The organism is Brevibacillus fortis, from assembly GCF_046196545.1.
Lineage (GTDB): Bacteria > Bacillota > Bacilli > Brevibacillales > Brevibacillaceae > Brevibacillus > Brevibacillus fortis_A.
Genome location: NZ_CP176370.1, coordinates 4,954,533 through 4,967,424, shown reverse-complemented (window position 1 = coordinate 4,967,424; position 12,892 = coordinate 4,954,533). Strand labels below are relative to the sequence as shown.

Sequence of the window (12,892 nt, the reverse complement as noted above, 5' to 3'; positions counted from 1 at the left end):
AGCCAATTAGCAAAGGGAAGGCGGGGGCCATCTCACTCTATGTACATATGTTAGAGGGAAGAGGTGAGGAAAAATGGCCTATCCTTCTGACAGTCAATTCATCCCGTTTATGCTCGGGGGAAGTCCATTCGGAGACGTCCCGAACGATGAAAGTCCCGGCTCTGCCGATTTGGTAGGAAACGCCACGTTTCCCGTTGCCTTTTTAGCGTATGATGGAACGTACCTCTATTTTCGGATGAGAGTCAACGAAGATCCAAGAAATTCGCAGAAAACAGGCTTTCAAAATTTTTCCTGGGGATATTTAATCAATACAACCGGAGTGGCTGGCACATACCAATGGATGTTGGGCGTGCAAGGCTTGCGCAACCGCATTGCCTTGATTCAAAACACCGTTGTTGAATTTAACTCCTGGAACGATCCGGCAGAGGGCACAAACGGCAGTGGAGCGCCTAACTGGCAAGCCCCGATTATCAATTTTGACACGGCTCGTGTGCGGCTGACGAATGACGGTTCTAATTTCAGCGGCAATCCAGATTACTTCATTGATCTCGTCATGCCGGCTGCTACGTTTTTTTCAACAATTGGTGTTACCTCTCTTACCTCCCTTCGTTTCCTTCCGTTTACTTCCGCGAATGAAAATAACTACAACAAGGACTCTCTGCGAGTCAGTGAAGGCTACACTTTTGAAAATTCCCAGAGTAATATCACCACGGTATCTGTGGGAGATGTACGGGCAAAACTCGCGATTGACAAGCAGGTAACAGCAGGACCAGCCGTCGTTACCACAGGACAAGTATCACAATGGACGGGATCAATCAGTGTCACCAATACCGGGAAGAGCCAGGCAACAACAGTCGTTGTCAACGATTTGATCGAGCTGGATCAGGTAACGGCTTTTACGGTAAACGCAACAAGTATCGGCTCTGTCATCTACAATCCTCTCACGAAGGTGCTCAGCTGGACGATCGGCAATTTGGCCGCTGGTTCCACTGCTAGTTTGTCATTTACGGTTAGTGGGGTTTTCGCGGTCTCTCCAGGCGGAACGCGGCGGTTAAACACTGCGACAGTCACTGGCGTAGACAGCTTTTCTGGCGGGACACTTTCTCCTGTTCAGGATCATATTGTCATCACGGTTAACTTGGCTGGAAGTGTTGCTGGCGTGGTACTTGACCAGTCCACGAACTTGCCTGTAGCAGGTGCGCAGGTCGAGCTGTATGATTCGATTCCCGTTCTAATCGGAACAACGACAACAGACACAGATGGTGCCTATTCGTTTACTGGATTGGCTCCTGGTCTGTACTCAGTGTCGGTGACCGCGCCGACTTATGACCTCAAAATCCAATTCGTGAGCGTTTTAGCAGGGCAAACCACAAGATCAGACATTTTGCTTCCTCCGAGCCCAGGCCAGGTGAATGGGACGGTAACAGATACCGGATTGGTACCGATCTCAGGTGCGGTGGTAAAGCTCATTAATACAACAGGCGTGACGGTAAACCAGACAGTGACAGGGGGAGGAGGGACTTATCAGTTCACCAATGTCGTACCGGGGGCATACACCCTTGCAGTCAGTGCGGATACATTCCAGCCAGCAACAGTCGCAATCAATGTCATTCGAGCCCAGACGACTACACAAAATGTAGTGCTCCAGACATCCGTTGCCCAGCTATCTGGTCTGGTGACAGGTCCGGGTGGCATACCGATTGCCGGGGCATTGGTGGAAGTGCTGAATCAGACAGGTATTACGCTGACGGAAACGACAACAGATGGAGCCGGTACGTATCTGCTGACCAAGCTCGCAGAAGGGGTTTATCAAATCCGTGTCAGTGCCGCGGGCTTTTCTACACAATTAGCTGGAATCAGTCTGCAAGCGGGAGATGCCAAGGTACTTGATTTTTCTTTGTCGACTGCATTTGGAACGGTAAGTGGAACCATTTCCGATACGCAAACGGGTGAGGGAATCCCAAATGCGAGCATTAAGGTGGTAACTCGTTCAGGAATTGCTGTAGGAGAGACGTTAACCGACGCGAATGGAGACTACTCCTTATCCTTGATAGGTCCGGAAACCTATGTCCTTACGGCTGCTGCAGATGGGTATGCGGGCCAAACAGTTGGGGTAGAGATTAATGCTGGAGCTACTACACCGGTTGACCTCCAATTGGAAAAACAGGCAGGGGTATTGAATGGGACTGTCACGGACACAGGCATGAATCCGCTTGCTGATGCAACAGTCATTGTTTTAAAGGGAACTATTCCTGTGGCACAGGCCATTACCGACAGCGCTGGCACCTTTTCCTTTCCGCACTTGGCCCCGGATACTTATACCGTAGCAGCATCAGCTTCTGGTTATTCCACCGTTGTGTTGGGGGCGACTGTGCTGCCTCAGGAAATATCGTCCCTTGCCTTTGTTCTGCAAGCTTCTCCGGGAACAATCGCAGGACAGGTGGTTGATAGCGGCAATCAGCCGATTCAGGGTGCCACTGTTGTCATTCGAGAAAATACGGCAGCAGGTGCTGTTGTCGCTACTGTATTAACTGATGGGAACGGACAGTATGTGGTACCTGATCTGCTGCCACAGGCGTACGTCGTCATTGTATCTGCTCCGGATAAAACGACAGTGATCACAGGGGCAACCGTCACCTCATTGACGACAACAACGGTGAATGTACAGCTGGCAGATTTGCCGGGGAGCATTTCAGGTTCAATTTTCGATGCTACGTCGGGTCTGCCGATAACAGGTGCTTCGGTAGAGGTTAGCGTGTTGAACCAAGCAGGGGCAATCGTCGCAGAAGCAAATAGCGATCTGTCTGGCAATTACGAGATCACAGGGCTTGCACCCGGAGTTTATACCATTACTGCACATGCAACCAATTATGAAACGAACAGTGCTTCCGCCACTGTACTTGCTAATACGAATACGCCTGTCAGCTTGGCGTTGTTTGCGAGTCCGGGTGAGATCCAAGGGCAGGTGCTTGCTGCAGGGACGTTACAGCCGATTGCCGGTGCACAAGTAAATGCACTCGATTTCAATGGCTCCGTCGTTCATTCAGTATACAGCGATAGTCAAGGGAGCTTTGTTATCACGGGCTTGGCTGCAGGCCAATATGTCATCGCTGCTTCAGCGGGTGGCTTTCAGTCCAATCATGTCGGGGCCATTGTACTCGCGAATACAACTACTCCTGTGCAGCTTCAGCTCAATCAGGATTTCGGTTTTATTAGCGGCACAGCAGCACCTGTCGTACCGGGAACCACCATTCAATTGTTTGATATCAATAACCTGTTGATCGGTACTGTCGTCGCAGATGGGAATGGGGCCTTTTCATTTTCAGGGGTCGCACCAGGCTCTTATGTCCTTACAGCTACCACTCCCGGCTACGCTGTTCAATCTGTTGGGGCGATCGTACAGCCTGGGCAGACGGCCAACGTTTCCTTTACGCTTACCCCGAGTCCGGCCAGTATTTCTGGAACCGTGCGAGACACGGGGATGCAGCCGATTGCTAATGCCGTTGTCCGTATTCTGGATTTGAATGAGACGACAATAGGCTTTGGCTACACGGATTCAAACGGGTTCTATTCAATTGGCAACCTGCCTGCTGGCTCATTTGTCGTGGTCGCAAGTGCCCCTGAATATGTGACAGGATCGGTTGGTGTTACACTTGGACCCGGTGAAAATAAACCCGGAGTAGACTTTACCCTGGGGTCGAATGCAGGCGGGATTAGTGGACAGGTGACGGACGCGACGAATCCCGCGATATTCATTGCAGGGGCAGTTGTACTGATTCGTTCCATCAGTGACGGAAATGTAGTAGCTACAGCAAGTACCGACCAGACGGGCAGCTATTTGATTCAACATCTGTTGCCGGGTGCTTATACCGTCACGGTAAGCGCGCCTAGCTATGCTGATCAATCAGTAGGGGCCAATGTAGTTAGCGGAGAAACGACGGGAGCCAGTGTGGCGCTCTTGCCTTTGCCTGGGTCCATCGTGGGAAGTGTCATTAACAGCTTGGGTATACCTGTTACGGGAAGCGAAATCAACGTCAAGCTGATGGATAGCAATCAAGCCGTCATACAAAGCTTGCTCGCGAATGAATCGGGTGTATTTTTCTTTGCGGGTGTCGCTCCCGGCCTATACACCGTTATCGCGTCTGCGCCGGGCTATGCCGTAGGAAGTATCGGCGTGATCGTGGCGGCCAATACCGCAACTTCAACGACTGTCACGTTACCTGACTTGCCGGCGGCTATCTCGGGTGTGGTGACGAATCAAATGACGGGATTCGGGATTCCGGGAAGCACCGTGCTCATTACGGATGACCATGGTGTCGTGCTTGCTCAATTATTGACAGACGATCAAGGCAATTTTTTGGCAGAGAAGCTTCCACCGGGTGTCGTAAATGTAACTGTTTCTGCGCCGAATTTTGTATCTGTCTCACAGGCTGTTATTTTGCAAGGGGGGGTTACCACCAGCTTTCAGCAGGAATTGACTCCCAATCCCGGCAGTTTATCCGGTGTTGTGACAGACCTGGAGACAGGCCTTCCGATCAGTGGAGCAACGGTAATCGTCTACGACAATACCCGTGCCGCTGTGGGCTCCGTACTGACAGATGCCGCTGGTAACTTTTCACTTGATAGGCTGGCTCCCGGAGGGTACACCGTCAATGTCAATGCAGCTGGATATGCAAGCGATGTAGCTGGCGCACAGATACAAGCAGGGGCGGCGTCTGTATTAAGCTTTGCGTTAAACCAGTTGCCCGGTGGAATAGCTGGTACAGTGCGAGAGGAAGGTACAGCCTCGCCGATTGCTGGTGCGGTCATTACTGTTCGACAGGGAAGTCCGTCTGGAACGATACTGGCTATTGTCCTGACGAATGCGCAGGGGCAGTATATGGTGAGTGGACTTTCACCGGGGAGCTATACATTGATCGCAAGTGCTACGGGATTCGCTGCTGAGGCTTCAACAGCTATGGTTGGATTGGGAGCGACTACCGGTCTAGATTTTTCTTTGCAGAGTCTGCCTGCAAGTGTTACAGGGGAAGTTAGTGATGTCCTTCTCAGCACGCCATTGCCGAATACGCTCGTCCGCTTGTTGGGCAACAATAACACGATTCTCTTTTCAACGCAGACAGACGCTCAGGGGATCTACTTTATTGATGGATTTGTGGCTGGGAATTACACCATTTTGGCGAGGAACGAAAGCTATCAGAGGGAGAGTGTATCCTTTGATGTAGCTCCTGGGGGAACAGCTACAGTCAATATCCCATTGGACCCGAATCCTGGTGTTTTGCAGGGCACTGTCAGGGATGCGCTTGATGGTACGCCGCTGGTAGGGGCAGAAGTATTGATCTTTTTCCCTGGCACAAACAACTTGTTGTCTCGGACGATCACGGACGGTCTCGGTCAGTTTAAAATCGATGGATTGGCTCCGTTAACCTATACACTCGCGATAAGCGCTCAAAACTACACCACCCAGCCTGTTGGTGCGACGATCTTTTCCGGACAGACTACTACGATTGATGTGGGGCTTCCCCCATTTCCAGCTGCTGTAACAGGTCAGGTACAGGTTGCTGGTGGAGGCGTTGTTCCCAATGCATTGATACAGGTGAAGGATTCACACGGGACATTGTTCGGCAGTGCGATTACTGATGACCTGGGTAACTTCGCTGTTGGCAATCTGCCGCCAGGAACGTATTTGATAAGCGCAAGTGAAGACAGCTACGCAGCGGCAACGCAAAGCATAACCGTGCCTGCTGGGCAGACAATTAGCGGAGTCATTCTCACGATGTCTCCTCTACCAGGGAATATCTCCGGACAGGTGACCAATCAGTTGACGGGACTTCCGATCACAGGGGCGGCTGTTGCGATTCAGCTGTTTTCTAGCGGCTTGTTTGTTGCCAACACTGTTACGGACCAGAGTGGACAATTCCAGGTGAATGGCTTGACGGCTGGAGAGTACAATGTCATCGCAAGCGCAGATGGCTTCGGTACACATTACCGTACAGTTACGGTCGCAGGTGGACAGACGACCGTAACGACAGTCGAGCTATTGCCAATCGTAGGAACAATATCCGGGATTGTTCTCTTGCCGGACGGAACCCAAGCCAGCGGAAACAATATTCAATTGTCGCTATTCAATTCAGCTCAGATTCGCCTGCAAAATATCCTGGCTGAACCGGATGGAACATTCCATTTTGTCAATGTGGCTCCGGGGACGTATACCGTTATCGGGACCATCCCGGGCATTGGTACCGGTCAGGCAGAAGCGGTCGTTTTGCCGAACCAAACAACCTTTATCATCATCCGCCTTTCTCAAACGGGTACGATACAAGGAACGATTCGATCTGGTTTGACTGGGTTGCCAGTTGCTGGAGCGACCGTGTATGTGCAAACGGTGAATCAACCAATTAGAAGAACTGTGGTGGTCCAAACAGACAGCTTCGGCAGGTACAAGGTGACTGATCTTGATCCTGGCACCTACTTGGTTGTTGCCAATGCGATGGGAAGCGGAGAAGCGAGAGGGACAGTGACGCTAGGGGCAGGGGAAATCGTGACGCTCGATCTGGTTCTGCTTCCAGCAGCAATGAGCGGATCTTTGCGGGTCGCAACATGTCCGACCATTTTGTTTACCCCATTTTGACATTTTGGAGAATTCCTCCACTAAAAATAAAAAACATGGCGGATAACTCCTTTTTTGTTATAATAGCTGTAGAAATACAGCTATTTTGTTTTGGGTAAAAACAACTGTGAAAATCTGAATTTTATTCAAGGGGGAGCGAGCCATATGGTGAAACAGCAGGAGGAGCTGTCCCATCCATTGACAGCTACCATCACGAAGACGAATACGCTTTTGCATATTCAGAGTCTCCTTCCCTCCTTTACGAAATCGGAGCAAAAGGTTGCCCATATCGTCTTACAGCAGACAGACAGCGTGATTTATTCATCGGTGATTGATCTTGCCGAAAAGGCGGGAGTGGGTGAGACGACCGTTTTGCGATTTTGCAGGAAAATAGGCTTTCATGGCTATCAGGAATTCAAACTGGCATTGGCGCAGGAATTGGTCAATCCAGTCAAAAACTTGCATGGCGAAGTAGGAGAAGACGATTCGCTGGACATCATTACGCACAAAGTAACCGCAACTAATCAACAAGCGATTGGGGATACCACGGCCCTGTTTCAGATCGAACAGCTGGAGCGCTGTGTTGACCTTTTACAAAAAGCAAACACGATCCATTTTTACGGGGTAGGTACGTCAGCGGTAACAGCCCAGGATGCCAAGTATACGTTCTTGCGGATCGGGCTTCGAGTGGATGCTTTTAATGAATCGCATCTGCAAGCGATGGCTGCAGCGACTCTGGGACCGGGGGATGTCGCGATCGGCTTGTCTGTATCAGGCAGTACGAAAGACACTATCGATTCATTGAAAGTCGCCAAGCAGGCAGGCGCAACTTGCATTTGCCTGACGCACTATCGACGCTCACCGATTACGAATGTAGCAGACATTACGCTTCTGACCGCAGCGCAAGAAGGTCCGTTGCAGGGAGGCTCTCTCGCAGCGAAAATTGCACAGTTGCATGTACTGGATGTCATTAGTACGACCATAACGATGCGCAACAAGGAAAAGGCCCTTTTATATAAAGAGAGAACAGCGAAGGCTGTACTGGAGAGAAAATACTAAAAGCATTCTGAACTTATATTGGATAGGAGTGGTTGGAAATGAAGCTCGTGATCGTGAAAGATTACGCGGAGCTCAGCAGAAAAGCTGCTGAAATGCTCGTAAGCGAAGTAAAAGCAAATCCGAAGACCGTCTTTGGCCTTGCAACCGGAGGTACGCCAGTAGGGATGTACCGTGAGCTGATCAAGCTGTCGCAAGCACAGAACATCGATTTTTCGCAAGCGAGCAGCTTTAATCTGGATGAATACGTCGGACTTTCCTCGACGCACCCGCAAAGCTATCGCTCGTATATGCAAGAAAACTTGTTCAATCACATCAACATTCCTGCGGAGAAAACACATGTGCCAGTTGGGAATACGACAGATCATTTGGCAGAGTGTGCACGCTATGAGGAAGCGATTCGTTTGGCAGGCGGGATCGACATCCAGGTGCTGGGGATCGGCAATAACGGCCATATTGGCTTCAACGAGCCTGGCTCCCCTGCCGAATCATTGACACGCGTGGTTCAGCTCACCGACAGTACGATGGAAGCAAATGCCCGCTATTTTGATAGTGTGGAACAGGTTCCGACTCAGGCCGTTTCCATGGGGATCAAGACGATTCTTGGCGCTAAAAAAGTAGTACTTCTCGCAAGTGGAGAGGCAAAGGCAGAGGCATTGCGATTGATGCTGGAGGGTGAGCCTACTGCAGAAGTACCAGCTTCCTTATTGCAATTGCATCCGGATGTAACAGTTATTGTGGATCAGGGAGCCGCCAGCAAGCTGACAACCTCCGTGCTGGCAGGAACGAAACCAAGTGGCAGCTAATGCACCGCTTGGTTTTCATTTTTCTTGTTCACCAATCTGTTCCGAATACGCACTTGTTCCTTATGCTATACTGGGAATGTTGCAAGAAGGTAACCAGATTTTTCAAAGGAGCTGATTTAGAATGAGCGCAAACGAAGCGTTGCTTACATTAGAAGGTTGGTATACGTATCATAATTTCCGCACCATCAATTGGGAAAAGTGGAAAGCAGCGTCCGCAGCAGAACGCCAAGAAGCGTTGGACGAGCTGAATGCATTGATCCGTACATGGGAAGCGAATGAGGGCGAGAACCAAGGAAGCACGGCTGTCTACTCCATCCTCGGACACAAAGCAGACCTCGTGTTCATGTTCCTGCGTCCAACCATGCAAGAACTCGATGAGATCAAAACAGCGTTCAACAAAACCCGCTTTGCTGCCTATACAGAAGCTCCTTATTCGTATGTATCCGTAGTAGAGCTGAGCAACTATGTACATAACCCAGGTGAAGATCCAAAAGCGAATCCGCACGTGCGTGACCGCCTCTATCCGATCCTCCCAAAATGGGAGCACATCTGCTTCTATCCAATGAACAAAAAGCGTGATCTGCAAGACAACTGGTACATGCTCTCCATGCAGGAGCGCCAAGAAATGATGCGCTCCCACGGCTTGATCGGCCGCTCCTACGCGGGCCGCGTGAAGCAAATCATTGGTGGCTCCGTTGGTTTCGACGATTGGGAGTGGGGCGTTACCCTGTTTGCCAACGATCCGCTGGAATTCAAGCATATCGTTTACGAAATGCGCTTTGACGAAGTGAGTGCGCGCTTCGGTGAATTCGGCAACTTCCTCGTAGGAAACGTATTGAACGTAGAAACACTGGCGAAAAAGCTGGAAGTATAATCAATAAGCTTAAGAGATCCGCTGTGCGAAAAAGTCGCATGGGCGGATCTTTTTTTGGACTACATATCCTTTCTTTAATGGTAAAATAAGGGTGTTTGTATTTGGATACAAGAAAGGAGAGATTGATCCGTGTTGAGACGTACAACATCGTGGGGGCTCTCGCTCGGCGTGTCATCGTCTATTCTGATGACGTCAGTATTCGCAACAGCAGGTGTCGAGGGGCTTGCCCCCATCGTGCGTGCAGACGAAAAAGCGCTTTCGCAGGAAGAGGCAATCAAGCAAGCACAAGAGTGGGTGACAATTCCGGGGGACTACAAGCTGAGAAGTGCCAGAATGACAAATTCAGATGATGATTACAATAATACAGGAAGAACATACTGGAACCTCACTTGGGAAAAAAGTAAGGTCGGACGCATCTATGTGACGATCGACGCTGCTTCGGGTAAACTGTCTAGTTATTCTAACTATTTGGAGGACGATCAACTAGGAACCACAAAAAATAAGCTTACAGAAGACCAGGCAATGGAAGCAGCAAAGCAGTTTCTGGAAGAAGTGACCACCGAAGAAGAGAGGAATCGTTTATCCAAGCCAAATGAATATGTGGACCCGGACGCCTATTATTTCAGAAATCAGGGACAACTTGTAAAATTTACTCGCATGGTCAACGAAATTCCCTTTCTGGGAAATGGCTTTCAAATCATCGTGGACAGGAACGGGGACGTCATGAGCTTTCACCGGGAATGGTATGACGGCAAGTTCCCTGAAACTACGAAAGTGATTGAATTAGCCGAGGCAGAGAAAAAATGGGAAGAGGAAGCAAGCTTATCCCTTTTGTACAAGGATTTGACAGGGATGACGAATAACTATCAGCAGGGACCTGGCACTTACGAACTCGTCTACGAGTTCCAGAATGAGGACCCGCAACTGGTCGAGGCTACGACTGGAGAAGTCATCAATTTATTTGGAAAAGCAGCGAGTGAAAAAACAATCAAACCGTTGGGGAATACGATCTCCAAAGAAACGTCAGAAAAGCGGTTGATAACAAAAGAAGAGGCAGAAAAAATTGCGGAGCAATACGTGAAAAGGCTGCCCGGCAACTATCGTTTTGAAGGCAGCGGCGGCGGGGGATCGAGCTCAGGAAGAGGCGGTATCTCCGTACACCACTGGAGTTTTGATTTCACACCTCAAAATGGAGGACGCAAAAAGACAGATGAGGTGGAAGTGGATATTAACGATCGGGGAGAATTGGTCAGTTATGAAGTGAATCCAAACAGTCGATTTGAAGAAACCCCCAAAAAGATGCTCATCACGTGGGAGCAAGCCGAAGAAAGTGCTACGAAGCTCGTCAAAACTCTTCTGGCCGATCAGTTGGGAGAAATTTATCTGATAGAAGAGGAGCCTGCGAAGGAGACTCTGCAAAGCTATGCGGATAAGGGTGAACATTTCGATATTCAATTCGGCATGTTGATCAATGGTATCCCGGTTGAAGATGAAACCTTCCGTGTCGAGGTCAATCCGGAGACAGGGGTAGCTGAGTCGCTGAACAAAAGGTCACGGTCGGAAACACGCTTGCTGCCCAAGGCAAGAGAAAAGCATATGGAACAGCAAAGCGCGAAAGAAGTAATCAAGGAGCAGCAAAAGCTTCAGCTTGTCTACCTCCAGCCTGTTCCAGAGGGGAGACCAGCGAAGCCGTCCGAACCGCTTCTCGTCTATCGTTACGTTGGAGATAACGGGGTTGTGAAAGCAGACAACGGTGAATGGTACAGCTTTGTTGAGGCACAAAAAAAGCAAGAACCGGGCGACATTGATGAGCATCCTCAGCAGGCCGTGCTTGATTTTGCGGTCCGTAGGGGATGGATGGCGGTCATAGACGGCCAGTTAGGACCTGAAAAAGAGGTTACACGTGGGGAAATGGCCATGATAATGGCACAGATGGTAGATGAGAGTGAATTCCGAAATCTGCGTCCTTCCTTTGACAGCGATGAAGATCGGCTCATTCATGATTTTGTTGACGTACCTTCCTCACATCCAAGCTACGCTGCTATTCAAAAAAGCGTCGAGTACGCACTGATTCCAAAGTCAGGCAAGAATTTTGAGCCAGACCGAATGATTACACGCGCAGAAGTTGCGGATATGGTAGCGAGGTTGTTGGGATACAATGACCTTTTAGACAAGCCTGAACTATTCAAGTCGCCTTACCAGGACTTGCAACCGAAGCATATACCAGCCGTTACTCTTCTCTCTGCTCACGGTCTCCTTAAAGGTAAATCAGCAACGAATTTCGAACCGGATGCAACTGTTACCCGCGCGCAAATCGCTGGGCTTCTCAAAATGATCTACGACCAGCGAGAGTCGGAATAAGACAACCAAAGTCATTCCGGCGAAAAATTTACCAAACCTTGGCTTTGGTTCCCGGACACTTTTTGTTACAGTATAGTGTAGATGAAACAACAATGCATTTTTGACAGCGGAGGGGAACAAGACTGGGCTTTCTCAAGTTTAAAATTGGTTATCGTACGTTAAAAACTGCCATTGGAACGGCTATCTCGATTCTGATCGCCCAGCAGCTAGGCTTGATGTATGCTTCTTCTGCGGGGATCATTACGATCTTGTGTATTCAGGTAACAGTCAAGCAATCGTTTCAGACAGCGTGGAATCGGATTCTGGCCAGTTTATTGGGGCTGGGAATCGGTGTCTGCCTGTTTTCCCTTTTGGGCTATACGCCGATTGCCATTCTCCTTTTCATTTTGCTTTTCTTGCCGCTTGCGGTGCGTTTTGGCATTCAGGAAGGCTTTGTGAACAGCATGGTTGTGCTTATGCATCTGTATTCTTCAAAGAGAATCGACGGGATGCTATTGCTGAATGAGGTCGCTTTGCTCGTCATTGGTGTGGGCGTAGCCCTACTGGTCAATCTGTACATGCCGAGTCTCGATAAAGAGCTAAAAGGGATGCAAGTAAAGGTGGAGAAGCTGTTCAGCAAAATCTTGCGGGAGTTCTGCTACTACTTGCGTCACGGGGAAAGTGATTGGGACGGGAAAGAATTGATTGAAACAACTGGTGTCTTGGAAACGGCGATTCGCTTAGCCTCACGAGATGTTGGCAATCGTTTGGGACGTCGTAACGATTCGTACTACGAGTATTTTGTGATGCGGCAAAAGCAGTTTGAGCTATTGGAACGCATGATGCCGATCGTCTCTTCCTTGGATCATCAGGTAACAGAGAGCCTTCGGATCGCAGATTTTCTCGAGAAAATTAGTGACTCGGTACATCCGGGCAATACCGCCTACCGTTTTATCGACCAACTGCGTGTGATGCAAGAGGAGATCAAGGCAGCAGATTTGCCGCGAACGCGGGAGGAATTTGAGACGCGTGCCTCGCTGTTCTACCTCCTTCGGGAAATTGAGAGCTATTTGTTCATCAAGCATGAGCTAGGCAAGAACAGGGACGAAAAGGCACAGGTGGCAAAGAGTTAGACAAAACAGTACGTAACAATGAAAGAGTTGTAGAATACGAAGGAAGGCTGCGAATACTTTTCGCAGTCTTTTTTTG

Annotated in this window: 6 protein-coding genes; all 6 read left to right on the top strand. The window is 49.6% G+C overall.

Annotation, left to right across the window (positions count from 1 at the left end; translation table 11 throughout):
* Positions 1-73: 73 nt before the first annotated feature.
* On the top strand, positions 74-6,628 hold the full coding sequence (locus tag ACKKE8_RS24360; RefSeq protein WP_409175285.1) for a carboxypeptidase regulatory-like domain-containing protein: 6,555 nt from the start codon (positions 74-76) through the stop codon (positions 6,626-6,628).
* 144 nt (positions 6,629-6,772) lie between these two features.
* Complete coding sequence (locus tag ACKKE8_RS24355; protein ID WP_409175284.1) at positions 6,773-7,666, top strand: MurR/RpiR family transcriptional regulator; 894 nt, start codon at positions 6,773-6,775, stop codon at positions 7,664-7,666.
* A 38-nt stretch (positions 7,667-7,704) separates the two neighbouring features.
* Positions 7,705-8,469 (top strand): glucosamine-6-phosphate deaminase, encoded by a 765-nt coding sequence (gene nagB / locus ACKKE8_RS24350; RefSeq protein ID WP_409175283.1) that lies wholly within the window; start codon positions 7,705-7,707, stop codon positions 8,467-8,469.
* Between the two features lie 121 nt (positions 8,470-8,590).
* A complete protein-coding gene (gene hemQ, locus ACKKE8_RS24345) occupies positions 8,591-9,343 on the top strand; it encodes a hydrogen peroxide-dependent heme synthase (protein ID WP_007715842.1) in 753 nt (250 codons plus the stop codon).
* A gap of 129 nt (positions 9,344-9,472) precedes the next feature.
* A complete protein-coding gene (locus tag ACKKE8_RS24340) occupies positions 9,473-11,704 on the top strand; it encodes an S-layer homology domain-containing protein (protein ID WP_409175282.1) in 2,232 nt (743 codons plus the stop codon).
* A 122-nt stretch (positions 11,705-11,826) separates the two neighbouring features.
* On the top strand, positions 11,827-12,816 hold the full coding sequence (locus ACKKE8_RS24335; RefSeq protein ID WP_409179192.1) for an aromatic acid exporter family protein: 990 nt from the start codon (positions 11,827-11,829) through the stop codon (positions 12,814-12,816).
* Positions 12,817-12,892 lie beyond the last annotated feature (76 nt).

Bases quoted from the DNA above. Each gene is read 5' to 3' on its own strand.
- ACKKE8_RS24360 (WP_409175285.1), top strand. From the start codon at position 74: ATGGCCTATCCTTCTGACAGTCAATTCATCCCGTTTATGCTCGGGGGA.
- ACKKE8_RS24355 (WP_409175284.1), top strand. From the start codon at position 6,773: ATGGTGAAACAGCAGGAGGAGCTGTCCCATCCATTGACAGCTACCATC.
- nagB (WP_409175283.1), top strand. From the start codon at position 7,705: ATGAAGCTCGTGATCGTGAAAGATTACGCGGAGCTCAGCAGAAAAGCT.
- hemQ (WP_007715842.1), top strand. From the start codon at position 8,591: ATGAGCGCAAACGAAGCGTTGCTTACATTAGAAGGTTGGTATACGTAT.